The organism is Rhodococcus sp. IEGM 1302 (genome assembly GCF_030056935.1).
Classification (GTDB): Bacteria; Actinomycetota; Actinomycetes; order Mycobacteriales; family Mycobacteriaceae; genus Rhodococcus_F; species Rhodococcus_F qingshengii.
The window spans coordinates 164,664-190,157 of the sequence record NZ_JASHKY010000007.1; the positions used below are offsets into that span (position 1 = coordinate 164,664).

Sequence of the window (25,494 nt, forward strand, 5' to 3'; positions counted from 1 at the left end):
CTCTAGCGTAGAGGGATGAAACTCCGTACTCCTCTACGCGCCTCGCACGTTTGGAAACTGGTCGGCCTCGCCGGTGCAATGGGCGTTGCCGCCACCGGGGTTCTCGTTGCGCGCGGCGAACGCCAGCGTCGGGCCTACTCTCCGGACGAGATTCGCTCGGTGCTACACGAGCGGTACACCCAGGCGTACGCCAAGCAGTCGGAACAAGAGGTTCTGGAACTGGAACCTGCGCCCAACGCTGTGCGGCGCCGAATCGAGAAATTCTTCCGGCGCCGCAGCTGACTTCAGCCGAGGGCTGCGAGGATCCCTGCTGCCATCTCCGCGACCTGATCATCGGTCATCACAAACGTCGGCGAAATCTGCATCGCACCCTGACCCGCCGCGCGACCCGAAATACCATGCTCACGAAGCGTCTTCACAAACGGCAACGCCTCCGCCGGATCAGCCAACTGCACCGCAGCAACCGCACCGAGCCCACTACGAACCTCCGCCACCCGCGGATGCTCCGCCAACGGCTGCAGATGCGTATGCAACGACGCCTCCAAACGCTTCGACTCCGCGAGCAAATTCTCACGCTCGAGAATGTCGAGGTTCGCCATCGCCGCCGCAGCAGCACCGGCATGCCCGCCGTAGGTGTACCCATGACGCCACCACGAACCCGCATAGAACGGCTCCGCCACCCGCGGCGCGATGAACACCGCACCCATCGGAACATAACCCGACGTCAAACCCTTTGCCGTGGTCATCATGTCGGGCTTCAAATCGAAACGAGTAGACGCGAACCACTCACCACCGATCCGGCCGAAACCGGTCACGACCTCATCGACGACAAACAGAATGTCGTGCTCACGGCAGATGTCACGCACCTCCGCCAGATACCCCTCCGGCGGAAGATACACCCCACCCGCACCGATGATCGGCTCCGCGAAGAACGCCGCGATCTTGTTCGCACCGATCTTCTCGATCAACTCGAGCAGACTCTTCGCATCATCCCAGCCGACCGTCGCCGCATCCGCCATCAGCTCGCCGTACCCCTCACGGTTCACCGGAATACCCGCCAGAGCTGTTCCCGCAACATGCATTCCGTGATACGCCTTCTGACGACCGACGATGATCGCCTTCTCCGGCTGCCCCACCTCGTGCCAGTACCGGCGAGCCAGCTTCGCCGCAGTGTCCACCGAATCCGAACCACCCGAAGTGAAGAAGATCTTGCTCCCGGCAACCGGCGCGATGGCCGCCAGACGCTCCGCCAACACCTGCGTGGTCTCGGGAACGAAATCACCGAAATTCGAGAAATGAGCGATTTTCGACAACTGAGCCGCCACCGCGTCCGCGATCTCCGTGCGCCCGTGCCCGACATTGGTGAACCACAGGCCCGCCGTCGCATCCAGATACCGAGTGCCCTCGCGGTCCCAGATGTACGCGCCCTCACCGCGAGAGACGACAAACGCGCCGTTCTTCTCCACAGCGCCCATGTCCGCGAACCCGTGCCACAATGCCGAAGCCATCATTGTCCCCTTCGAATACAAACGATGCTGGTGTGCAAACGATGTGCTGCGACTATATCGACACCGGAAATCCGCGCACGACGGCGCTCGCCCGGCACCGGCTTTCACGGGCGCACCCGTAATCTGTCGACCATGACTTTTGCCGACAATCTTGCAGCACTGCCCGCCATCGATCATCTGGCCGCCATCGAGGTACTCGACGCCGACGGAACCGTCCTCGACACCGTCGAGAACAAGCCCGGAAAGTCCGGCTCGGTCAAGGTGTACAACCATCTCGCTCAGGTCTACGGCGCGCTGACACCCGAAGCCGCCTCGGCAGGATTGACGATCTTCGCCGAGCACACCGAGGACGCCCGGGCGAACCCCGGTAAGCACCCGAACGTGGACCGCCTCGAGCAGGTGCTCGCCTCCGGCAATCCCCTAGGACTTCGCAGCGTTCCGTCCGCGTAACCCGGCTCCCAGCCGTCCGACGGCATTGACCGCCAACGCCATCAGGGCCATCGCGATGCCCAGTACGACGAATCCGATGAACAGGGCCAGATAGCCCTGGTGGCGAGGATCCATGAACGGATACGGATACCAGTCGACGATCGGCCCTCGAATCAACGTGTACACCGCGTAGATCACCGGAAACAGCAGCCACTGCAGTGAGCGGGCTTCGGAGATCCTGTGCCTCGAAGCGAAGAACACCCAGTCGAGAAGCATGACCAGGGGAAGAATCCGATGCAGTGCCGAGTTGATCCAGGCATCGTTCAAATTGACGTCGATATCTGCCAGGAGGACGGCGTAGATGATGCCGGTGATCACCATGTACAGCGTCACCGCCCCGCGGATCGACTGCCACGCCTGCGATTGTGGATCTCGAATTGCACCGATCAGCAACACGATCACTGCAAGAATGTTGCTCTCGATGGTGAAGTAGCTCAGATAGTTCGACAGAGACAGCTCAGCCGCGTCACGGATCGGGATCCACAGCAAAGCGGCAAGTCCGAACACAGCAAACAACAGTCTCAGGGCTCGCACGGCGATCGGCGTCGACAAGACAGGCACCGATGACTCATTTGCGGTATTTGTCGTCACTGGTCGATATTTGCACATCAAAACGATCTGCGAGCGGTAGTTGTGAACGCGTTCGATAGGCTGTCATCAGCATGTCTACAACACCACCGGCCCCGCTCTCCCCCAAGCGGAGTGACCTGAAGAGCGCGCTGGCGCAGGTCTCACTCCGCGACGAGAGTCGACTCCGTCGCAAACTCGACCGTGCCCGCACACCAGACGCTTTGGTGGCGCTGGCCGAGGAAATCGAAACGGCGCGCACACGGTTGGCGGCACGATCCGCCAATGTTCCCGCAGTCTCGTATCCGGAAGCTCTGCCCGTCAGTCAGCGCAAGGACGACATCGCGACCGCGATCTCGGAAAATCAGGTTGTCATCGTCGCCGGCGAGACCGGCTCGGGTAAGACAACCCAGATCCCGAAGATCTGTCTCGAACTCGGACGTGGCGTCCGCGGTTTGATCGGACACACACAGCCGCGCCGGTTGGCAGCACGCACCGTTGCCGAACGTATCGCCGAAGAACTCGACACCGAACTCGGCGACGCCGTCGGATACACCGTGCGGTTCACCGACCAGGTCTCGGACCGCACCTACGTCAAGCTCATGACCGACGGCATTCTCCTCGCCGAAATTCAGCGCGACCGTATGCTCCGACGCTACGACACGCTGATCATCGACGAAGCGCACGAACGCAGTCTCAACATCGACTTCATCCTCGGTTACCTGGCTCAGCTGCTCCCCCGCCGACCCGATCTCAAGGTCATCATCACGTCGGCGACCATCGATCCCGAGCGCTTCGCCAAGCACTTCGCTGTCGACGGTAAGCCCGCGCCGATCGTCGAGGTATCCGGGCGAACATTCCCTGTCGAAATGCGTTACCGGCCACTGACCGTCGAATCCGGCGACATCACCTTCGACCGCGATCCCGTCGACGCGGTCTGCGAGGCGGTCGACGAGCTGAGCGCGGAGGGCGAAGGCGACATCTTGGTCTTCCTCTCCGGCGAACGCGAAATTCGCGACACCGCAGATGCTTTACGCGATCGGCGTCTTCGCAACACCGAAATCGTCCCGCTGTACGCGCGGCTGTCTGCTGCCGAGCAACACAAAGTGTTCTCGCCGCACACCGGCCGACGCGTCGTCCTTGCCACCAACGTGGCCGAGACCTCGCTGACCGTTCCCGGCATTCGGTACGTCGTCGATCCGGGAACCGCGCGCATTTCGCGATATTCGGTGCGCACCAAGGTTCAGCGGTTGCCGATCGAGCCCATTTCGCAGGCGTCAGCCCGTCAGCGTTCCGGGCGTTGCGGCCGCGTCGCCGAAGGAATCTGCATCCGCCTGTATTCCGAGGAGGACTTCGAGTCACGGCCGGCATTCACCGAACCGGAGATCCTGCGAACCAACCTCGCATCCGTGATCTTGCAGATGACGGCCCTCGGCCTGGGCGACATCGCGGCATTCCCCTTCGTCGAACCGCCGGACCAGCGCGCCGTGAAGGACGGAATCGGACTCCTCGAGGAACTCGGCGCCATCGCGCGAGGTTCCGAGGCCAGCCACCCCGAACTGACGCCGGTCGGCCGCGAGCTGGCCCAGATTCCGGTGGATCCGCGGATGGCACGGATGCTGGTGGAAGCCAAGAACAACGGTTGCCTTCACGAAACCCTTGTCATCGTCGCGGCGTTGTCCATCCAGGACGTTCGCGAGCGGCCCGCCGAGTTCCAGCAAGCCGCCGACGAAAAGCACGCCCGCTTCAACGTCGAGAACTCCGACTTCCTGGCCTACCTGAAACTGTGGGACTACTTACGCGAACAACGTAACGATCTGTCCTCCAACCAGTTTCGCAAGATGTGCCGGAACGAGTTCCTGCACTGGCTCCGCATCCGCGAATGGCAGGATCTGCACGGGCAACTCCGGCAGATCACCCGCGGTCTCGGCTGGACAGTGGGAGAGACACCGGCAAGCGAGAACGCGATCCATCAGTCGCTCCTTGCCGGGTTGCTCTCGCATATCGGGCTACGCGAGGGCGAGAAGCGGGACTACCTCGGCGCCAGGGGCAGCCACTTCGCGATCTTCCCCGGATCGGGACTGTTCAAGAAGCCACCACGCTGGGTCATGGCCGCCGAACTCGTGGAAACGTCGAGGCTGTGGGCGCGCATGTCCGCGCGTATCGAACCCGAGTGGGCTGAAAAGCTCGCCCCGCACCTGGTGAAACGGACCTATTCCGAACCGCACTGGTCCTCCAAGCGCGGCTCGGCGATGGCATACGAGCGGGTCACTCTCTACGGAGTTCCTCTGGTAACCGGCCGCGCAGTGACGTACTCACGAATCGATCCCGAGGCCTCTCGCGATCTCTTCATCCGCCATGCGCTCGTGCAGGGCGAATGGCAGACGAACCACAAGTTCTTCCACGAAAACCGTGCACTCCTCGACAACGTCGAAGAACTCGAGAACCGCGCGCGCCGACGCGACATCCTCGTCGACGACGAAACTCTCTACGAGTTCTACGACGAACGTATCGGCCAGGAAGCCGTATCCGCCAAGCATTTCGACCAGTGGTGGAAGACCGAGCGGCGCAAGAATCCGAGTCTGCTGACTTTCACACCGGAAACGGTGGTCAACTCCGACGCAGCTGCAGTACTGGGCGGCGAGTACCCGGACGCCTGGCGCCAAGGCGACATGCAGTTTCCACTCACTTACCAATTCGAGCCGGGAAAGGACGACGACGGCGTCAGCGCGCACATCCCGGTCGGCCTGCTCGCGCAACTTCAGCCGGTCGGCTTCGACTGGTTGGTCCCCGGTATGCGCGTCGATCTCGTTACCGCTCTGATCAAGACGTTGCCCAAGAACATTCGACGCGCTGTCGTTCCGGCTCCGGATTATGCCGCCGCAGCATTGGCAGCAGTCAAACCTCGATCCGAGCCGTTGATGACCGCGATGGCCCGCGAACTCTCGCACTTGGGCGGGATCCAGATCGACGCCAAGGACTTCGATCCCGCCGCGCTGCCCGACCATCTTCGGATGACATTTGTCGTCGAGGACGAATCGGGCAAGGTTCTCGCGAAGGGTAAGGATCTGGCGCAGCTACGACGCACGCTCGCCCCGCGCGTGCAGAAGGAAGTGGCCAAGGCGGCAACCGGAACCGAACGGGCAGCGGCAACCGTCTGGACATCCGAAACGCTGGGCGCATTGGAACAGACCATCACTCGCTCCATCGGCGGACAGCAGGTGACCGGCTACCCAGCTCTGGTGCCGGAGAACGGCGGAGTTGCCGTTCGTGTCCTGAGTACGCCGGCCGCGCAGGCGCAGGCGATGAGGGAAGGTACGCGGGCGCTTCTCCTCGCGGCCGTTCCCACCCAACTCAAGGCAGTGACCGCCGGCTTGTCGAACACGCAGCGTCTGGCTCTCGGCCAGAATCCGGACGGCGGCTTGGAGGCCCTCGTCGAAGATTGCCGGGTGGCAGCTGCCAACGAAGTGATCGCGGCTCACGGTGGACCGGTACGCACGCCTGAAGCGTTCGATGCCCTGGTGAAGATCGCACGCTCCGAACTGGCCGGACGCGTTTCCGCGATCCTGCGCATGATTGTTCCGATCCTCGAACAAGCACACCAACTGAGCGTCGTGCTGGACCGCTCGCGCGGCGAGGCAGCCGACGACGTCCGAGAACAGTTGACCTCACTGCTGTTTCCGGGATTTGTCGCCGAACTGGGATCGGCCCGCCTACGCGATTTACCGCGGTATCTTGCCGCAGCAAAATTCCGTCTCGAAGCTCTGCCCGCAAGTGCACAACGAGATCAGCAGGCTATGGATGTCCTCGACCGGGTGTACGCAGCGTACGACCGGTTGTTGAGTTCGCTTCCCGAAGAGCGTCGCACTGCTCGAGATGTCGACGCGATCAGTTGGATGATCGAGGAACTGCGCGTGAGCCTGTTTGCGCAGTCCCTCGGTACACCCACACCGATTTCCGAAAAGCGAGTCCTGAAAGCTATCGAAGCGATCAAGCGTTGATGTTCGGCGAGAATTGCGCGATCAGTAGATTGTCTGAATGTTGACGTTGGTGAGGAAACCGCCAAAGGTGGCAACAGTGTTGGCGAACCCGAGGGTTACCAGGCTGTTCACGACTCCGAGAACTGCAACTAAGTTCATAACGCCTCCGTGAAGATCCGAGATGCGGACGAACGTACCTGGTAGACACTAAGCGAATAACGTGCCCGATTTGTTCGATTGTTCGCTTTGTGTTCTCAGCGTTACCTAAGACCGCTCTGTGCTCTCAGCGTTATCTGAGGCGAAGGCCTCAGTCGACGGAAACGGTCTCGGCGCCGGGAGCCTTCTCGGCGGCACGGGTCTCTGCATGCTCGCGCATGTCGGTGATCTCACGTTCGAAATCCGCAGCCGAGCTGAAGGACTTGTACACCGATGCGAATCGCAGGTAGGCGACTTCGTCGAGATTTCGAAGCGGATCGAGGATCGCGAGCCCTACCTCGTTACTGGGAATTTCGGCAGAACCCGAAGCTCGAACGGCATCTTCGACCTGCTGGGCGAGCAAATTCAGCGAATCGTTGTCCACTTGGCGGCCCTGGCATGCGCGACGCACACCTTTGACAACCTTTTCTCGGCTGAAAGGCTCCGTGACGCCGCTGCGCTTCACGACCGAGAGAACTGCCGTCTCGACCGTGGTGAATCGGCGGCCACACTCGGGGCACGAACGGCGCCGCCTGATCGCCTGGCCCTCGTCGGCCTCGCGCGAATCGACCACTCGGGAATCAGGGTGCCGGCAGAACGGGCAATGCATCGGGGTTCCTTCGTTGTCGCCGAAATGGCCGCAACTCAGATTCGCTACCGACTGCAAATCCTCCGACGATTTACAGAGCAGATCCACGTACTCAACGCGACCACCCGAGGTGGTGGGACTGTCAAGTGGACAGCTTACTCGCTGTGAACGGACTGCTCTCACGCTCGGTACGCCCCCGCCTGGTACGGGGTAGGTCAGCGCCCCGAGGCCGGCACGATCAGCGTTTGTCCCACTGACAGTCCGGAACTCGACATCGCATTGAGATCCATGATCTGCTCGATCACCGAACCGACAGCCTGGCCAGGTGCAACCTTGGCAGCAATATCACTGAGGGATTCACCCGCGGCAACGCGAACCACTTCGGTCGCGCCGTTTGTCGCAGCTACGTCACCACTCGACAAAGCGCCGATCCCCACCAACGCCAACACTGCGAATGCGGTGAATACGGCGCCCAGGAAAACCGTCTTCCAACTGACATCCTCGGCGGCCACTTCATGTTCGACCCGTGACACACCGACCCTGTTTCGGTGCGCGAAACTTCCTCCGTACGGGCGTGACGAATCGTGCTCGCTGTCCCACCGGCGAGGAGATTCGCGCAATGAACGCGAACCTGAAACCGCGCCCACCGCCGGAACCCGGCGAACGACGGCCGCCTGCGGTTCGTTGTCGACATCCCTGGCCACGCCATGCATTTCGGCCGCTCCGCGCCGTTCGAAGGACACAGCGTCTGCATCGGGCCCATAGAACGAGGGGTGGTACTTCAGTGCCGACGTACCGTCGAAACCAAACGCGTCGAAACCAATCGCGTCGTCGAAAACCCTGTTGCTTTTCAGTGCTGCGTTACCCATCGTGACCTCCGCTGGTCGACACCGATCGATGTGTTCGATCATGCGTTCGATGGAACGCATGTTCGAATTTCTACCACGCCTGGCCGACAATGTCTCTACTTGGAGCGACACGAATCGAACAGATGTTTGAAACCGCGAGCAAATCCGGCTAGATTCGTGTCAGACCACACAGCGGGAATTGCGAAAGCCTCCGTGTTTGTCGACAGCTCGAATGTTGGCAGGAGGCACCGACAGGTTTCTGCGCGACTTGCACCAGGCACTTTGCAGGCACTTTTGCAGGCTGTTTTTCAGACACGACTTCTTCAGACACGGAGGCAACAGGCCATGAAGGACGATCGCTCCAGCACAGCCGCGGAGGCAGGAGCTTCTGCAGTTCCGTCTCCGTCGAGCGAGACGCTCACCGAGCGTCAGCGGCGCGTTCTCGAAGTGATCCGCGATTCGGTGACGGAGCGCGGGTATCCGCCGAGCATTCGCGAAATCGGGGATGCGGTGGGGCTTACCTCCACGTCGTCGGTCGCGCATCAACTGCGAACGTTGGAGCGCAAGGGCTTCCTTCGACGCGATCCCAATCGCCCTCGTGCAGTCGATGTTCGGGGTCTCGACGAGGTTGCGGCCGATACCGCCATCGCGTCGGTGTCGAAGCATTCCGGCGAGTACAACAGTGCCGACCCGCTGCCAGAGCCGGCGTTCGTCCCCATCCTGGGCCGCATCGCTGCCGGCGGACCGATCCTCGCCGAGGAAGCTGTGGAGGATGTGTTTCCACTCCCCCGCGAGCTCGTCGGCCAAGGTTCGCTCTTCATGCTCAAGGTTGTCGGTGAGTCGATGATCGATGCAGCGATCTGCGATGGCGACTGGGTTGTCGTCCGTCAGCAGAACGTCGCCGAGAACGGTGACATCGTGGCCGCAATGATCGACGGCGAAGCCACCGTGAAGACGTTCAAGCGTACGAAGAAGGAGGTGTGGCTGATGCCGCACAACGACCTCTTCGAGCCGATTCCCGGCAACAACGCCGTCATCTTGGGCAAGGTTGTCACGGTCATGCGGAAGATCTGAGTTCGCTCGCACCCTCGATCACAAAACTCTGGGCCCCGGCATCAGCCGGGGCCCAGAGTCTTTTCGTGACGATCAGCGGTCCATCACCCGAATCAGAGATTCAGCGAACGTCCGATGATCTCCTTCATGATCTCGGTTGTGCCACCGTAGATGGTCTGCACACGAGAGTCCATATACGCCTTGGCAACCGGGTATTCCTTCATGTAGCCGTAGCCTCCGTGCAGCTGGAGGCAGCGGTCGATGAGCTTGACCTGAGCTTCGGTGGTCCACCACTTCGCCATCGCAGCTTCCTGCACGGTCAGCTTCTCGGCATTGAGCTGCTCGATGAACTTGTCCACCAGGATGCGCACTGCCGTGGTCTCTGTTGCCAATTCGGCCAGTACGAATCGGGTGTTCTGGAAGCTGCCGATCGACTTGCCGAATGCCTTGCGGTCACGGCAGTACTGGATCGTGCTCTCGAGAACCGATTCCATTGCGGCGGCAGCAACGACGGCGATCGAGAGTCGTTCCTGGGGAAGGTTCTTCATCAAGTAGAAGAAGCCCATTCCCTCTTCGCCCAGCAGGTTGGCAGCGGGAACGCGTACGTCGGTGAAGCTGAGTTCGGCGGTGTCCTGAGCCTTCATGCCGATCTTGTCGAGATTGCGTCCTCGCTCGAAGCCGGGCATGTCCCGCTCGACCACGAGGAGGCTGAAGCCCTGAGCACCCTTGTCCGGGTCGGTGCACGCGACAACGATGATGATGTCGGCGTTGATTCCGTTGGTGATGAAGGTCTTCGAACCGTTGAGTACCCAGTGGTCCCCGTCGCGAACTGCTTTCGTCTTGATGCCCTGCAGGTCGCTACCGGTACCCGGTTCGGTCATCGCGATCGCCGAGATCAGCTCACCCGACGCGAATCCGGGTAGCCAACGCTGCTTCTGCTCCTCGTTGGTCAACTCCAGGAGGTACGGCGCCACCACGTCGTTGTGCAGCGTGAAGCCGATACCACTGAAGCCACCCTTGGTGGTTTCCTCGGTGATGATCGCGTTGTAGCGGAAATCCTTGACACCGCCGCCGCCGAATTCCTCAGGTACCGCGGTTCCCAGGAATCCCTGCTTTCCGGCCTCGACCCAGACGTCACGATCGACGATGTTCTGCTCTTCCCACTTCTCGTGGTTCGGTGCCACGTGCTGTGCCAAGAACTTCTGGTACGACTCCCGGAAGAGTTCATGTTCCGGTTCGAACAGGGTGCGCTCCACGCCGACTCCTTGCAATTCGATATACGGCACTTCAGTGATGTACCCGGTGGGGACGATGTACCCGGTCGGGATGTTTTCGCTGAGACTGGGCACGCCGAAGTTCGCGGGCCCACGTCACTGCCTCCGACGGTAGAACCTGTTGCGATACCCGTCGATGACCCGAACGATCACGATTCGTGACTGTAGCGGTTATCTGTTACTCGAAGTACGGAATTTGGCGAGGTATCGCATGATCGGGTAGGCGACCAGGATGCCGATCGACCCCCAAGCGATGCCGCCCAGCTCGACCGAACCAATGGTCAGCGTCAGGTTCCCGATGCCGGCAACCAGTGCGGCAGCGGCGACGGTCAGGTTGACCGGATCGGTGAAGTCCACCTTCGCTTCCATCCAGATGCGCACACCGAGAATGCCGATGAGTCCGTAGAGAACCATCGTCGCACCGCCGATGACGCCGTTCGGAACCGTGAAGACCAGTGCACCGAATTTGGGCGAAAATGCCAGGATCACGGCGGTGGCGGCCGCTACCCAGTACGCCGCGGTCGAGTACACACGCGTCGCTGCCATGACCCCGATGTTCTCGGCATACGTGGTGGTTCCGGATCCGCCGCCGGCGCCCGCCAAGGTCGTGGCGAGACCGTCTGCAAACAGCGCATTGCCGGCCAGATCATCGAGGGACTTACCCGTCATGGCGGACACCGCCTTGACATGTCCGACGTTCTCGGCGACCAGAACGATCACCACGGGCAGCGCGAGCACGATCACCGACCAGTCGAACGACGGTCCGTGCAGACTCGGCAGCCCGAACCAGTCGGCTTCGCGCAGAGCGGACACTCGTTCACTGTCGAGACCACCGATGACCGCGGCGAAGACCCAGCCGATCACTACGCCGACCAGAATGCCCAACCGGCCGAGCAGCCCGGGACCGACGACCGTGACCAGCAGGATCGAAACGAGCGTGACCGTGGCGATCAGCGGCTGCGATTCGAAGGAACCGACCGCCGTCGGAGCGAGGTTGAGACCGATCAGCGCGACGACGGCGCCTGTCACTACCGGCGGCATGACGGCGTCGATGACCCGGCTGCCGATCAGACGTACGGCGACGCCGATCAACATCAACACGATGCCGACGGCCATGACGGCACCGAGCTGCGCGGCCGGGCCCGATCCTGCCGACGCCGTCAGCGGGGCGATGAACGCGAAGGACGAACCGAGATAGCTCGGGATCCGGCCCCGGGTGATGAGCAGGAACAGCGCGGTGCCGATACCCGAGAACAACAGCGTCGTCGTGACGGGGAAGCCGGTGATGGTCGGAACGAGCAGTGTCGCTCCGAACATCGCGATGACGTGTTGCATCCCGATTCCGATGGTGCGCGGCCAACTCAGTCGTTCGTCCGGCGCCACGACGGCTCCGTCGGCGATCCGCTTGCCGTCTCCGTGGACAGTCCAGCCGATTCCGCCGGCCCCGGTCATTGTTTCTCGTTCGATCACAGGTCGAAATACTAGAGGTCAGGCGCTCGGTCTCCGACCGAGACCAACGAAACCAGTTCAGCTGATTGCGTCGGCCGCCGCTTTGCGCGCTGCCACCGGATCACCGGTTGCCAGCACCGCCGCCGCAGCCGCCTCACATTGCGCCATGGTGACTGACCCGACCTTCGCTCCCACACCCGCGACCGACGCCGCAGCGCACGACAGCGAGGAAACTCCGAGTCCGGCCAGAACACACGCCAACAGTGGATCGGCGGCCGCCTCACCGCAGACGCCGACGCGCTTCCCTGCCGCCTGACCGGCCTGGGCCGTACGTGCGACAAGGGCGAGCACCGCGGGCTGCCACGGATCGGTCAGGTCGGCGAGTTCGGAGGACATCCGATCAGCAGCCATCGTGTACTGAGCGAGGTCGTTGGTACCGATCGAGAGGAATTCGACGTGTTCGAGAATCTGGTCGGCCAACAGCGCCGCCGCCGGGATCTCCACCATCACACCGGGAACGAGATCGCGTGCCCGCACCGCATCGGCAAAACGTTTCGCCTCGGCCGGGGTGGCGATCATCGGTGCCATCACCCACGGCGACGAGTTCGTCGACGCCGCAGCTGCGGCGATCGCGTCCAGCTGGCGGTCGAGAATTCCCATGTCCTGCCAGGCGATTCGGACCCCACGAACGCCGAGTGCCGGATTCGCTTCCTCTTGATGGTTGGCGAATTTGAGCGGCTTGTCCGAACCCGCGTCCAACGTGCGAATGATGACCTTCTTTCCTGCGAAGGCCTCGAGAACTTCGGCGTAGATCGCCGCCTGCTCGTCTACGGTCGGTTCGGTCTCACGGCCGAGGAAGCAGAGTTCGGTCCGGAAGAGCCCGATGCCTCCCGCTGCGGTCAACGCCGCGGCGCGAGCGCCCGCGCCGTCTTGAACATTGGCGAGAACGTCTACCGGCCGACCGTCCGACGTCCGGCCTGGTCCGGTCCACGTGCTGACGCGTTCGCGATCGATCCGGGATTGTTCGACCAGTTCGCGCGCCTGTTCGGGATCCGGCTCCGCGATCACGTCGCCGGTGGTTCCGTCGATCAGAATCGGTGTTCCGGCCGCGATGGATTCCAATTCCTTCGCAGCCACGATGCACGGGATGCCCAACTGCCTCGCGATGATTGCCGTGTGGCTGGTCGGGCCGCCGAAGATGGTCACGAGTCCGATGATCTTGGTTGCATCGAGGCCCGCGGTGTCCGCAGGAGCCAGATCGTCCGCGCACAGCACCGACGGCGTCTCGGGCATCGGAACTCCGGGTTCGGGCAATCCGGAGAGTTCGGCGATCACGCGGTCGCGGATGTCCTCGAGATCGGTGACGCGCTCGGCCATCACACCGCCGACCTTGGTGAACAGCACCACGAACTGCTCCGTCGCCGCGATCGCAGCCTGCACCGGGGGCACTCCGCCGGCGATCGACTTCTTGGCCGCCCCGATCCAGCCACGATCAGCTGCCATCGCCGCGTTGGCCTGCAAGACCTCGGCGGCCGCGCCTGTGGCTTCGGCAGCCCGTCCGAGAAGGCGGTTCTCGACCGCCTTCGCTGCTGCGACGAAGGCGTCTGCAGCTGCCTCTCGATCGGCCTCGTCGAGGGCCGGTGCATCGGTGACGAGTTCCGGTCGGCTGGACGGCCAGATAGCCGGGCCGTAGGCAATTCCGGGCACGACGGGGGTGCCGTGCACGGTGATTCGGTTGAGCTGTTCGGTCATCTGTCCTCCTTGAGCGATGGGCCCGGTGTCACACCGGATCACCTCGAGCGCGTAAAGCCCTCACCTTCGTTGTGACGAAGATTACTCCCAAGTCTTGACATGTCAACACACTCGGGCGTAAAACAACATAAAGCAACATTCACTGTGATCCACAACGCACCGTCGAATCACATTTCGGAATCGGAGAGCACGTGTACGCGGAAGAACGCCAACAAGCGATCGGCACCATGGTGTCGCAGCGCGGACGCATGTCCGTGGCGGCGCTTTCGGAAACCTTCGGTGTGACCACCGAGACCGTGCGTCGCGATCTGGCCTTCCTCGAGCGGATCGGACAGATCAGGCGTGTACACGGCGGCGCCGTTCCGACCGGATCCCTCCACGTGACCGAACCGGGCATGGCGGAACGCGATCAGACCCGCGCGCAACAGAAAGACCGGATCGCCCGCTGCGCGGTCACCTATCTCCCTCCTACCGGCGGCAGCGTCATCTTCGACGCGGGCACGACCACGGGCCGCATGATCCCCGAACTACCGACCGAGAACGACTTCACGGCCGTGACCAATTCCGTGCCGATCGGCGCACGACTGGCATCGATGAACTCGATTTCCCTGATCCTGCTCGGCGGACGAGTACGCGGGGTGACGCAAGCCGCGGTCGGCGAGGACGCTCTACGCCTGCTGAGCACGTTGCGGGTCGACGTCGCCTTCGTCGGAACCAACGCGATCAGCGTCGGGCACGGACTCTCCACCCCGGACAGCGAGGAGGCCGCCGTCAAACGAGCGATGGTCAAGGCCGCCAATCACGTTGTCGTGGTGGCCGATTCCAGCAAAGTCGGCCGCGAGCACTTGATCAGCTTCGCGCCACTCGACAGCATCGACGTCCTCATAACCGACGAAGAGATCAGTCCCACAGACACATCCGAGTTCCACGACCACGGAATCGAGGTGGTGATCGCATGATCGTCACACTGACAGCCAACCCGAGTATCGATCGGACCGTACAACTCGAGCAACGGCTCGAACGAGGCTCCGTCCTACGCGCCCACTCCACTCGCAGCGACCCCGGCGGCAAGGGGGTCAACGTCGCGCGTGTTCTCGCCGCAGCCGACCTCGACGTGCTCGCCGTTCTACCGGGAAATGGTGGCGATCCGTTGCTCTCGGCGCTCGCAGCCGGTGGGATTCCCCACATCGGCGTCGCCACAACGGGTCCGGCTCGCACCAACATCACCATCGCCGAACCGGACGGGACCACGACGAAGATCAACGAACCCGGCGCAACGCTGTCCGGTTCGACTCTCGACGCCCTGGCACAGGAGTTGATCGCCCGCGCCGATACCGCACTGTGGTTCGCGCTGTCCGGCTCACTGCCTCCCGGCGTTCCTCTGGGGTGGTACGGCGAACTGGTCGCCGCGCTGCGCGATCACCCGTGCAAGGTGGCGGTCGACACCTCGGACGCCCCACTGACGGCACTCGCCGAAGGCTTCCCCGGCTCGGCACCTGATCTGCTCAAACCCAACGGCGAGGAACTCGCGCAACTGACCGGCGTCGACGGCCACGTCCTCGAACGTGCTGCCGAGAACGGTGATCCCGGGCCTGCAATCACGGCGGCGCAGCGATTGGTCGATCGCGGCGTCGGCAGCGTGCTCGCCACGCTCGGCGCAGCCGGTGCCGTCCTCGTCACGGCCGACGGCGCGTGGATCGCCACCGCTCCCCCGATTGTCGCAGTCAGTACCGTCGGCGCAGGCGATTCGTCGCTGGCCGGCTACATCCTCGCCGAAGCGGGCGGCGGCTCGGAATCCGAGCGGCTACGTCACGCGGTCGCCTACGGAAGCGCCGCTGCCTCCCTTCCCGGCACAACCCTTCCCACACCCGAACAGATCGATCTGGCAGCGGTTTCGGTATCTGCAGCAGATGCCGCCTCTCCCATCCCCGTCCCCACCGAACTCGCCTGACGCCCTAAGGAACCTGACATGTCCGATACCACCGCAGCCGGCAGTTCCGGCCCGGAGATCATCAGTCCCGAACTGATCTCACTCGACACCGACCTGGGTTCGACCAAGGAAGATGTCATTCGTTCTCTCGCAGCGCGATTGACTGCAGCGGGACGGGCGAGCGACGCCGCGGGATTGGTCGATGCCGCACTCGCTCGCGAAGCGCAGTCCGCGACCGGACTGCCCGGCGGAATCGCAATTCCCCACTGCCGCGCCGAGGCTGTCTCGTCCGCGTCCCTGGGGTTTGCTCGACTCGATCCGAAGGTCGACTTCGGTGCACCCGACGGCCCCGCCGATCTGGTCTTCCTGATCGCGGCACCCGAAGGCGCCGGGGCCGAGCACATGAAGCTGCTCTCCTCCTTGGCCCGAGCACTCGTCAGGCCCGCGTTCGTCACGTCACTTCGTGAAGCGTCGACGCCGGACGAGATCGTGAGACTGGTCGACGAGGTACTAAATCCCGCGCCGAAGGATCCTGCAGCAAAGGCCGCGGCAGCGACACCCCCGGCACCTGTTTCCACCGGGAAACACGCTACCGAGGAGACCCCGGCACCAGCGCCCGCGGAGCGTCACATCGTCGCGGTCACCGCCTGCCCGACCGGAATCGCTCACACCTACATGGCGGCGGACTCACTCGTCGCCGCGGGTGAACGCGCCGGCGTCAAGGTGCACGTCGAAACCCAAGGTTCGAGCGGAAGCACCCCCCTTGACCCTTCGGTGATCGCGGGAGCCGCCGCGGTCATCTTCGCCACCGACGTCGGCGTGAAGGGCCGCGAACGATTCGCCGGTAAGCCCGTCGTCGCTTCCGGTGTGAAGCGGGCAATCAACGAGCCGGACAAGATGCTCGCAGAAGCGTTGCGCGCCTCCGAGAATCCCGCCGCCGCCACCGTTGACGGCACCGCGGCAGCGGCCGCGGATTCCGATGCCGGTTCCGTAGGGTTCGGCACCCACCTCCGTCAGGTCCTCCTGACCGGTGTCAGCTACATGATCCCGTTCGTCGCGGCCGGCGGTCTGCTGATCGCACTCGGCTTCCTGCTCGGCGGATACGAGATCTCCGGTCCGGCCAAGGACATCGTTCTCAACAACTCGATCACCAACCTTCCCGACGGTGGTCTGGCCACCTATCTCGGCGCAGTGCTGTTCCAGATCGGTTCGTTGGCATTCAGCTTCCTGGTGCCCGCGTTGGCCGGCTACATCGCCTTCGCCATCGCCGACCGGCCTGGCATCGCTCCCGGCTTCACAGCCGGCGCGGTCGCCGTGTTCGTCGGTGCCGGCTTCATCGGCGGCTTGGTCGGTGGTCTCATCGCCGGTGTCGTCGCGCTCTACATCGGCCGGATCGCCGTCCCGCAGTGGCTGCGAGGCCTGATGCCGGTGGTAATCATCCCGCTGTTCGCGACGCTGGTCGTCGGAGCACTGATGTTCATCGTCCTCGGGCGTCCGCTCGCCGCGATCACCTCCGGTCTCACCGACTGGCTCAACGGACTGTCCGGCAGCTCGGCCATCTTCCTCGGCATCATTCTCGGCCTGATGATGTGCTTCGACCTCGGTGGACCGGTCAACAAGGCGGCTTACGCCTTCGCCGTCGCCGGACTCAACGTCAACGACCCGGCCACTTTGCGCATCATGGCGGCTGTCATGGCTGCCGGTATGGTTCCGCCGCTTGCCATGGCACTTGCCTCGACGGTGCTGCGTCCCAAGCTCTTCAGCGAAGCCGAACGGGAGAACGGAAAGGCTGCCTGGTTGCTGGGTTCGGCATTCATCTCCGAGGGCGCGATTCCGTTCGCCGCTGCCGACCCGCTTCGCGTGATCCCCTCGATGATGGCGGGCGGCGCGGTCACCGGCGCGCTGATCATGGCTTTCGACGTCACTCTCAGCGCCCCGCACGGCGGGATCTTCGTCTTCTTCGCAGTCGGCGGAATCGGCTGGTTCCTGGTCTCGCTCGCCGCGGGAACCGTGGTAGCTGCGCTCGCCGTCGTCGGAGCCAAGGAGTTCTTCCGCAAGGGGCCGTCCGATGCCGAACTCGACCCCGAAATCGTGCCCGCTGCGGCATGATCGACAGCAGGCAACACTGCAGTCACCACCTGAGTCACCAGATCTGCCCGAACACCCCATAACGTCCGCAACGACAGTTCTACAACGAGGAGATCCCATGCCCAGCAAGACAGTTGCCGTCGGTTCCGCAGTCGGCCTCCACGCCCGCCCCGCCGCTCTCATCGCCGAAGCAGTCGGAGCCTCCGGCGCCACGGTCACCCTCGCAGTCGCCGACGGCGAACCCGTGGATGCAGGTTCGGCACTGATGATCATGACACTCGGAGCCGCCAAGGACACCGAAGTAACCATCGAGTCCGACGACGCCGACGCACTCGCCAAGGTCGCCGAGCTGGTAGCCGCTGATCTCGACGCCTGACCTGATGTCAGTCGGTGCTGTGCAGCGGGCCGGACACTCTCACGGAGTCAGTGCGAGTGTCCGGCCCAGCCAGTCCATTTCGAGTTCCAGAGCAGTGCCCCACACATCACCCGAGTGCCCGCCGGGAAGGGTGTAGTAGTCCACGTTCATGTCGGCGGCGCGTGCAGCCTCGAACATGATCTCCTGCTGAGGGCGGTAGATGTCGTCGTCCTCACCCGCGACAAATACACCAGACAACTGCGGATACCGATTCTGCGCCATCAGGTCTCGGGCGTTGACCGCGTCGAAAGCGTCTTCGTCGCCGTCGAACATCGCAGCCACAGTGTCCTCGTGGTCACCGGTCGACGGTTCGTCCTGGCCGGAGAAGTCCAGGAACGACGGGTATCGGTCCGGGAAGTTCACGGCCATTTCGATCGCGCATGTCCCGCCGTACGAAAACCCACCGATAGCCCATTGCGCAGCGTCCGGATTCACTTGAAGGTTCGATTCGATCCAGTTCGGGACGTCCTGGTCCAGATACGTCGCGACGTTGCCGAGCGCCGAATCCATGCAGCCGGGGTTGGCGTCGTAGTCCCCCAACGCGTCGGGCACCACCACCACGGGAGCAAGCCCGGAATGCCTCGACGCATAGGCGTCGACGGTGGTCGCGAGCCGGCCACTGTCCAGCCAGTCGCTGGGGCTGCCGGGTTCACCCGCCACCAACACCAGTACGGGCAACTCGGCACGCGGATCGGCAAGATAGGCCGGCGGGAGATACAGCGTCGCAGGCCTCGCGTCGAATCCCGAAACGTTTCCTGGAATCGCCGCTTCCGTCACGACACCGTTGCTCGGCATCCGCACCGGAACCTGCCAATGAGTTTCGGTGGGCAGTCCCCGTTGTACCCAAGGTTCGGCCCCGGGGAGCGAATCGAAGGCAACGTTCTCGACCGAGCCCACCGGCCAGTGCCCGACCAGTGAGCCGAGTGTGGGATAGGTGCCGGTCTGCGCGTTGACCTGACCTACTGCGACGATCGCGGCCAGCCCGGCGAATGCCGTCACCGAAAGGCCACGCGCAAGCCCTGGGCGCCGAAGGAGAACGAGTGCGGCGCCGATGACTCCGAACATCGCCAGCGCTATCCAGACAAAATTCGACGCCGGTAGCTGCGCGGGCAGCGGCCGAAAGCTGAGCCACACGAACGTCGCACCGGTGGCTGATCCGAGCACTGACAGAACTAGCGCGACCAACGCGGCCCTACGCGGCAACCACCGAAGCAGAAGCAACGTGCCGACGCCGACGATGACGGAACCCACGAGCAGCACTGCGGTGATGTGTCCGTGCTCGAGTGACATACGCGAGAGCCGCGTCAGGAGTTGATGCCCGTGCATTCGTTCCAGTATCCACATCTACCGGCGGTCTGCGAATTCGTGGAATTATTTGGGAATCAGCGGCGTCGTCGAAATCTCACGAACGCCGCGCCCCCGATCGCACATCCTGCCGCGACCAACCCGGCCCACACGAATGTCCACGGATCGACCCCGACACCGACCGAACCGTCAGACGAGTCAGCCGTCGCTTCTGTCGCGTCCACGAGCGCTCGCATCACGTACACCGGCGGCAACGCTCCGCCGGCAGATTCAGAACCGATCAGAACATCGCCCGCATCGTTGAATGCCACCGCCTCACCCTGAGGCTCCTTCGGGAGCGGGATCCGCAGCGGTTCGGTACCGGTGAGCGTCGCGCCGATTCCGCCGTCCACGACTTCGTACAGGTACAGGTCGGAGTAACTCCGAAGTGCGATCGCCGAACCGTCCGACGACACCGCTCCCCCGGTGAACATCACCGACACGGGCTTCTCCGGTCCGAGGGACACGGCTCCGACGCGCTCGAGCGGCGTCGGGCCGGGCTGCGCCAAGTCACTCAGTTTCTGATCCCCGATCGGTGTGTAGACACTGCTTTCGCCGAACAATTCCTTGGTCACGACAAAAACGTGGCCGTCGGGGTCTAGCAGTATCGACTCGGTGTCGTGCGCACCGTCCGGGTACGTGAGGCGGTGCAACGTACCGTCACCGGAATCGAGGTCCATCGTGATGAACGCCACTGTTTCGCGGGTCCGGAGGTTGTCACCGGTGTCCGACAGAACGAGCGTTCGCCCACTCACCGCAAGATCTTCGACGTCGTAAGGATCTATCGGGACCGGAATCTGTTTCTGGACAACACAGTTCAGGTCCATTTCGAATACGAAGTCGTCACTGCCGCCGTCGCCCATCGCGTAGATCCGATCGTCGACGACGACCATCCCCGACAACTCCTGGAGCGCAGGATCGGTAGGCGTACAGAGTGGGGCGAACTCGCTCGGTTCGAACGGCGACGCCTGTGCGAGCGCTCCGGGAAGCAGTGCGGTTGCCGTAGTCGCAGCAATCACCGCGACCACGGCCCCGAAACTACGCACTAGGTGCGTACTCGACCAATGCCGAGGCCAACATCTGTGGCACGCGTGCGTGCACCCGCGTGCCGGCCTCTTCGTGAGTCGATTCCAAAATTGTTCCGTCCGAGTGGATTCGAGCCATCAAGTCACCGCGCGTGTACGGCACCAGCACGTCGACCTCGACCTCCGGCCGAACCAGCACCTCGCTGAGATGTGCTCGTAGTTCGGCGATTCCCTCACCCGTACGCGCCGAGACGAACACGGCACCAGGCAACAGACCACGCAGTTGCGTCAACGTAACCGGATCTGCCGCGTCGATCTTGTTGACCACGATCAACTCCGGCGGAGCCTTCGAATCCGTCTCGCGCAGAACATCGGTGACGACTTCCCGCACAGCCTTGATCTGTTCTGTCGGCAACGGATCCGAACCGTCGACGACGTGCAGCAGCAGATCCGCGTCGGTTACTTCCTCGAGAGTCGAGCGGAATGCCTCGACCAACTGAGTCGGCAGGTGTCGCACGAAGCCGACCGTGTCGGTGAGTACGTACTCGCGGCCGTCGTCGAGTGCTGCGCGGCGAGTGGTCGGGTCCAAGGTGGCGAACAACGCGTTCTCCACGAGCACACCCGATCCGGTGAGCGAATTGAGCAGACTCGATTTGCCCGCGTTGGTGTATCCGACGATGGCGATCGACGGGATGTCGCTCTGCAGTCGACGTGTGCGCTTGGTGTCGCGAGCGGCCTTCATGCCCTTGATCTCGCGGCGTAGTTTTGCCATGCGCTCACGAATACGACGGCGGTCCGTCTCGATTTTCGTTTCACCGGGACCACGCAGACCCACACCGCCGTTACTGCCGGCACGGCCACCGGCCTGGCGCGACATCGACTCGCCCCAACCACGCAGACGCGGGAGCATGTACTCCATCTGAGCAAAAGCGACCTGCGCCTTACCCTCACGCGAAGTGGCGTGCTGAGCAAAGATGTCGAGAATCAGAGCTGTCCGGTCGATGACCTTGACCTTGACGATCTTCTCCAGCGCCGTGAGCTGCGCCGGCGTCAGCTCACCGTCGCAGACGACGGTGTCGGCACCGGTCGCCAGCACAACTTCGCGCAGTTCCTGCGCCTTGCCGGAACCGATGTAGGTGGCAGCGTCAGGTTTGTCGCGACGCTGAACCAGTCCTTCGAGGACCTCGGAGCCGGCCGTCTCGGCAAGTGCGGCCAACTCGGTCATGCTCGCCTCGGCCTGCTCGGCAGTTCCCTGCGTCCAGACGCCGACCAGGACAACTCTTTCGAGTCGAAGCTGGCGGTACTCGACTTCGGTGACGTCCTCGAGCTCGGTCGACAGACCGGCCACGCGGCGCAGGGCGCCGCGATCTGCGAGTTGCATCTCACCGGTCGACGGGTTGCCCGATGCGGACGCTGCCGTGTATTCGGCTTGCGCGTACTCGGACTGCTCGTGAGCGGTGGACTCTTCGTTTTCATGTGTGTTCGTCATACAAGATCCATGGTCCCACGAAACCTGGCCACGGTGCATCCGTATTTCCTGCAGGCGTATTTCCCGCGGGCGATATCACACAAGCGATTGCCACCAGGCATCGCTGATCGTCCCGTTCGCCACCAGAACCGAGGGCCCCCGCAACGACCCTTTGCCGCCTTCGACGGTGACCTGCACCTCGCCACCGAGCACGCGCACCAGTACCGAGCCTTCATCGCGGCCGTCGTACCTCAGCGCCGCGGCCGCCGCTGCGACCGTTCCGGTTCCGCAGGAACGAGTCTCGCCCACACCACGCTCGTGTACGCGCATGTGGACCCCACCGTCGTGGATCGGCGTCACGATCTCGATGTTGACCCCGTGCGGGAAGAACCCGGGATCGAAGCCCGGAGAAACACTCAAATCGAGCGCACTCAACACTTCTGCCGTCACGTGCTCGTCGACACACGCCAAATGCGGATTACCGACGTCGATCCCGACGCCGGCGAAGACGCGGCCGTCGATTGTTGCCGAGCTGGTGCCGAGGTCCTTGATCGGGCCCATCGCCACGGTCACGTCACCATGCGTGGCGTCGTAGCCGTGCACCACGACCGGACGCGCTCCGGCGCGGCTGCCGACCACGAACTCGTCCTTGCTCTCCAAGCCCGAGGCCTTGAGATAGTGGGCGAATACGCGAACGCCGTTTCCGCACATCTCGGCGATGGAGCCGTCGCTGTTGCGGTAGTCCATGAACCAGTCTTCGGCAGCGACGCCGTCGGGCAGCGCACCGAGCACGCCCGCGTCCGCAAGTGCGCCTGCCCGGGCGACACGAAGGATGCCGTCGGCGCCGAGGCCACGCTGACGATCACACAACGCTGAAACTCGCGCCGGCTCGAGATCGATCCGAACGTCGAGGTCAGGGAGAACAACGAAGTCGTTCTGCGTGCCGTGGCCCTTACTGAAATCCATGGTCGCCATCCTATCCGGACCTACCGAGCGACTTACGCAGGTGACGCGGTGACCACGACGTTCTGTTCGTACGTGAATCCAGACGGCAACGAGGGGTCGGGCACCGTTGCGCCGCCGCAGGTCACCAGGACAAGCCTGGGCGCACCGGATTCGGAGAAGAACTCCGCAGGCAAAGCCACCTTTTCGTACAACTTCAGGCTCGCTGCGTGATAGGTGAACATCGTTCCGGTGTCGTCACTGACATAGATCGGTGTTCCGGGCTTCATCTGGTGCAGCGCCCACAAGGCGCCGTGCGTGCGGTCACCGTCGTCGACGTGGCCGGCAACAAGATTGGTACCCTCCGAAGATCCGAACTGCACGCCGTTGGTGAAATGCGAAACCTTGTCAGGATGCGGAAGGATCATTCCGCGGTTGGCGCCGAACCCACTGGTCACGATGTCGGCTCGCACATCCAGATCGGGAATCGCGAGCGTGTTCGGCGGCAGATCCGTTGGCGCAGGCGCCCACGTCGCCCCTGGATCGGTTGGGGCTCCCACGTCGAAGGGCGCTTCGGGAACAGGTGCGCTGATGGGCTTCCCGGCCGCACTCACCGCAAAGTAGATCAGTACCCCGCCGACCGTGAGAAATGTGACGAGCAGAAGAACCAGCGGTAGCCGACCCGCGCGTCGACGTTTCGGATGCGCGTGCGCCGCGGTCTGCGCCATGCTCGTTGACCTCCAGTTCATCGCTCGCGAAACCGATCGATCGCGAAATAGCTAACTGTAAGATAGCTGATCTGCTCGATCGTGTTACAGGCCGCGATCTGCGAGCGCCGCGAAGGCGGAGTTGGGCAGCTCCGGATCGGCACCGTCGAGCCAGTGCACGCGTGCGTCACGACGGAACCATGATCGTTGTCGGCGAACATAGCGCCGTGTCCCGATGAACGTCCGTTCGAGTGCTTCGGCCAGATCGTATTCACCGTCGAAATGTGCGAGCACCTGTGCGTAGCCGATGGCTCGCGGCGCGGTGACGCCATCACGCAATCCTTGCTCGACGAGCACGGCAACTTCGTCGACAAGTCCGTCTGAAAACATCAGCTCTGTTCGCAACCGAATCCGGGCGTCGAGTTCTTCCGTATCCCGATCCACGCCGAGAATGCGGGTTCCCCATCGAGGGTCACCGATCTGCGGCGCCGAGGCCGCGAACGGCAGACCTGTCAGCTCGACGACCTCGAGCGCCCGAACCATCCGCCGGCCGTCCGTCGGCAGTATCGACGCCGCCGCTACCGGATCAGCAGCAACAAGCGCCGTATGCACCGCACCGACCCCACCGTCGGCCAGCACTGCCTCCCACTTCGCACGAACTTCGGGATCCGTTGCCGGAAAGGACCATTCGTCGAGTAGAGACTGGACGTACATCATGGATCCGCCGACGATCACCGGAACCTTGCCCGCCACGATCAGATTCTCGGCGATCGCGATCGCGTCGCTTTGATAACGCGCGACGGTGGCGGTCTCCTTCACGTCGAGAACGTCGAGCAGGTGATGCGGAATCCCGCGACGCTCGGCCGGCGTCAGTTTGGCGGTCCCGATATCCATGCCGCGATAGAGCTGCATCGCGTCGATGTTGATGATTTCACCGCCGAATTCCTCGGCCAGTGCCAGCGCGAGATCGGACTTTCCCGACGCTGTCGGACCGACAACTGCGATCGGGCGAAGTTCTTCAGGGACGTTCACGGCCGCCACGTCCCGACGTGGTAACCGACGCCGAACGGCGCATCGCTGTAGTCGACCGTCGCGCGAGGATGGGCTGACCGAGACGAGCCCGTAAAGGCACCGGCCAGGACCTGCCACGCCGCGCGCCCCTGGGCTCCGACACTCCGGCAGAGCTGGGGATCGAGAGCAAGAAGCGCCTCCGGGTCACCGGCCGTCAGGGCGTCGTCGATGGCCGACTGCACACCCGCGGCGCGCTCGTCGAAGCTTCCTGGCGCCTTTGCCGTCAGCGTGGACGCACCGTCAGCAACGATCAGAAGCCCTTGCGGTCGGTTGTCGCTGTCGAGTTGCTTGCGCAGCTGCTGCCCGAACTCACGACATTCATTCGCCGACGCCTTTGCACTGACGACGTGCATGTCGACGGTTATCTCCACGTCTGTTCGGCCACGCAGCCAGCCGGCAACAAGGGCGCACAGTTCGAGAGATGGCATCGGTTCGCCTGCCGCATCCGCGTCCAGTGACGTCCGGACATCGGCGCCGAATCCAGCGAACGTACCGATCTGCCCACGTCCGACGCCCGATCGCCAGAGTTCGCCTGCTGCATTCTTGGGTCCTGCATTCTCGAGGCCGACACCGACGCCCACCCAGTGAACCGCCTCGTGAGAGAGCCGGCGCACGGCGGCTATCGCTGTAGCGCGCACCTGAGCGGACTCGGCCGAATCACCGGACAATTCCGGCACGAGTAACGGCGCCGAGGGGACGAGAACAGCGGAAGTCAACACAGTTGCCACGCTAGTCGACCCCGAGGTGGCGACCTCACACCCTCTTACCTGATTCAATAGTCGGAGAACGTGAGTACCGGG

General features: G+C 63.3%; 22 protein-coding genes. 8 read left to right on the forward strand and 14 right to left on the reverse strand.

Features of this window, described 5'->3' with window-relative positions; all coding sequences use genetic code 11:
* Positions 1-15: 15 nt before the first annotated feature.
* Positions 16-282: a hypothetical protein gene (locus tag QM609_RS14140; protein ID WP_042919958.1), complete on the forward strand. Its 267-nt coding sequence runs from the start codon at positions 16-18 to the stop codon at positions 280-282.
* A 2-nt stretch (positions 283-284) separates the two neighbouring features.
* On the opposite strand, the gene QM609_RS14145 is transcribed toward QM609_RS14140, so the two are convergent.
* Entirely contained in the window at positions 285-1,508 is a 1,224-nt protein-coding gene (locus QM609_RS14145) for an aminotransferase family protein (protein ID WP_179090770.1), read from the reverse strand.
* A gap of 132 nt (positions 1,509-1,640) precedes the next feature.
* On the opposite strand from QM609_RS14145, the gene QM609_RS14150 reads away from it, so the two are divergent.
* On the forward strand, positions 1,641-1,958 hold the full coding sequence (locus QM609_RS14150) for a DUF2322 family protein (protein ID WP_030535540.1): 318 nt from the start codon (positions 1,641-1,643) through the stop codon (positions 1,956-1,958).
* Here the strand turns inward: QM609_RS14150 and QM609_RS14155 are convergent.
* Positions 1,929-2,558, reverse strand: a complete 630-nt coding sequence (locus tag QM609_RS14155) for a Pr6Pr family membrane protein (protein WP_050655802.1) — start codon at positions 2,556-2,558, stop codon at positions 1,929-1,931. The genes QM609_RS14150 and QM609_RS14155 overlap by 30 nt on opposite strands.
* A 101-nt stretch (positions 2,559-2,659) precedes the next feature.
* On the opposite strand from QM609_RS14155, the gene hrpA reads away from it, so the two are divergent.
* The gene (hrpA, locus tag QM609_RS14160; protein ID WP_050655801.1) at positions 2,660-6,565 is read left to right on the forward strand and encodes an ATP-dependent RNA helicase HrpA; all 3,906 of its coding nucleotides are present in this window, start codon (positions 2,660-2,662) and stop codon (positions 6,563-6,565) included.
* A 286-nt stretch (positions 6,566-6,851) separates the two neighbouring features.
* On the opposite strand, the gene nrdR is transcribed toward hrpA, so the two are convergent.
* Positions 6,852-7,349, reverse strand: coding sequence for a transcriptional regulator NrdR (gene nrdR / locus QM609_RS14165; RefSeq protein ID WP_030535543.1), 498 nt, complete (start codon positions 7,347-7,349; stop codon positions 6,852-6,854).
* A gap of 194 nt (positions 7,350-7,543) precedes the next feature.
* The gene (locus QM609_RS14170; protein ID WP_030535544.1) at positions 7,544-8,257 is read right to left on the reverse strand and encodes a LysM peptidoglycan-binding domain-containing protein; all 714 of its coding nucleotides are present in this window, start codon (positions 8,255-8,257) and stop codon (positions 7,544-7,546) included.
* 264 nt (positions 8,258-8,521) lie between these two features.
* Here QM609_RS14170 and lexA point away from each other — a divergent pair, with 264 nt between their 5' ends.
* Positions 8,522-9,250 (forward strand): transcriptional repressor LexA, encoded by a 729-nt coding sequence (gene lexA, locus QM609_RS14175; protein WP_007735195.1) that lies wholly within the window; start codon positions 8,522-8,524, stop codon positions 9,248-9,250.
* Positions 9,251-9,342: 92 nt separating this feature from the next.
* On the opposite strand, the gene QM609_RS14180 is transcribed toward lexA, so the two are convergent.
* The 3 genes from QM609_RS14180 to QM609_RS14190 all read right to left on the reverse strand — a co-directional run bounded on the left by QM609_RS14180 (position 9,343) and on the right by QM609_RS14190 (position 13,704).
* Positions 9,343-10,485 (reverse strand): acyl-CoA dehydrogenase family protein, encoded by a 1,143-nt coding sequence (locus tag QM609_RS14180; RefSeq protein WP_007735194.1) that lies wholly within the window; start codon positions 10,483-10,485, stop codon positions 9,343-9,345.
* A gap of 189 nt (positions 10,486-10,674) precedes the next feature.
* A complete protein-coding gene (locus QM609_RS14185) occupies positions 10,675-11,955 on the reverse strand; it encodes a uracil-xanthine permease family protein (protein ID WP_020907537.1) in 1,281 nt (426 codons plus the stop codon).
* Positions 11,956-12,030: 75 nt separating this feature from the next.
* Positions 12,031-13,704, reverse strand: a complete 1,674-nt coding sequence (locus QM609_RS14190) for a putative PEP-binding protein (protein WP_050655800.1) — start codon at positions 13,702-13,704, stop codon at positions 12,031-12,033.
* A 191-nt stretch (positions 13,705-13,895) separates the two neighbouring features.
* On the opposite strand from QM609_RS14190, the gene QM609_RS14195 reads away from it, so the two are divergent.
* The 4 genes from QM609_RS14195 to QM609_RS14210 all read left to right on the forward strand — a co-directional run bounded on the left by QM609_RS14195 (position 13,896) and on the right by QM609_RS14210 (position 18,098).
* On the forward strand, positions 13,896-14,663 hold the full coding sequence (locus QM609_RS14195; RefSeq protein ID WP_003942134.1) for a DeoR/GlpR family DNA-binding transcription regulator: 768 nt from the start codon (positions 13,896-13,898) through the stop codon (positions 14,661-14,663).
* A complete protein-coding gene (locus QM609_RS14200; RefSeq protein WP_007735190.1) occupies positions 14,660-15,655 on the forward strand; it encodes a 1-phosphofructokinase family hexose kinase in 996 nt (331 codons plus the stop codon). The genes QM609_RS14195 and QM609_RS14200 overlap by 4 nt, the downstream gene beginning before the upstream one ends.
* 18 nt (positions 15,656-15,673) lie before the next feature.
* Positions 15,674-17,743 (forward strand): PTS fructose transporter subunit IIABC, encoded by a 2,070-nt coding sequence (locus QM609_RS14205; protein ID WP_050655799.1) that lies wholly within the window; start codon positions 15,674-15,676, stop codon positions 17,741-17,743.
* Between the two features lie 97 nt (positions 17,744-17,840).
* Positions 17,841-18,098, forward strand: coding sequence for an HPr family phosphocarrier protein (locus QM609_RS14210; RefSeq protein WP_003942144.1), 258 nt, complete (start codon positions 17,841-17,843; stop codon positions 18,096-18,098).
* 39 nt (positions 18,099-18,137) lie between these two features.
* On the opposite strand, the gene QM609_RS14215 is transcribed toward QM609_RS14210, so the two are convergent.
* The 7 genes from QM609_RS14215 to QM609_RS14245 form a co-directional block, all read right to left on the reverse strand.
* A complete protein-coding gene (locus QM609_RS14215) occupies positions 18,138-19,463 on the reverse strand; it encodes an alpha/beta hydrolase (RefSeq protein ID WP_228232994.1) in 1,326 nt (441 codons plus the stop codon).
* Positions 19,464-19,519: 56 nt separating this feature from the next.
* Positions 19,520-20,509, reverse strand: a complete 990-nt coding sequence (locus QM609_RS14220) for a hypothetical protein (protein ID WP_228232996.1) — start codon at positions 20,507-20,509, stop codon at positions 19,520-19,522.
* A gap of 10 nt (positions 20,510-20,519) precedes the next feature.
* Positions 20,520-21,995 carry a GTPase HflX gene (gene hflX, locus QM609_RS14225; protein ID WP_003942213.1) on the reverse strand — a complete coding sequence of 492 codons (1,476 nt, stop codon included), beginning with the start codon at positions 21,993-21,995 and terminating at the stop codon, positions 20,520-20,522.
* Positions 21,996-22,070: 75 nt separating this feature from the next.
* Positions 22,071-22,940 (reverse strand): diaminopimelate epimerase, encoded by an 870-nt coding sequence (gene dapF / locus QM609_RS14230; RefSeq protein WP_050655809.1) that lies wholly within the window; start codon positions 22,938-22,940, stop codon positions 22,071-22,073.
* A 32-nt stretch (positions 22,941-22,972) separates the two neighbouring features.
* Positions 22,973-23,644, reverse strand: a complete 672-nt coding sequence (locus QM609_RS14235) for a class F sortase (protein ID WP_003942243.1) — start codon at positions 23,642-23,644, stop codon at positions 22,973-22,975.
* 84 nt (positions 23,645-23,728) lie between these two features.
* Complete coding sequence (gene miaA / locus QM609_RS14240; protein WP_042450669.1) at positions 23,729-24,664, reverse strand: tRNA (adenosine(37)-N6)-dimethylallyltransferase MiaA; 936 nt, start codon at positions 24,662-24,664, stop codon at positions 23,729-23,731.
* Positions 24,652-25,413: a class III extradiol dioxygenase subunit B-like domain-containing protein gene (locus tag QM609_RS14245; RefSeq protein WP_042450672.1), complete on the reverse strand. Its 762-nt coding sequence runs from the start codon at positions 25,411-25,413 to the stop codon at positions 24,652-24,654. Before QM609_RS14245 ends, miaA begins: the two co-directional genes overlap by 13 nt.
* Between the last annotated feature and the right edge of the window lie 81 nt (positions 25,414-25,494).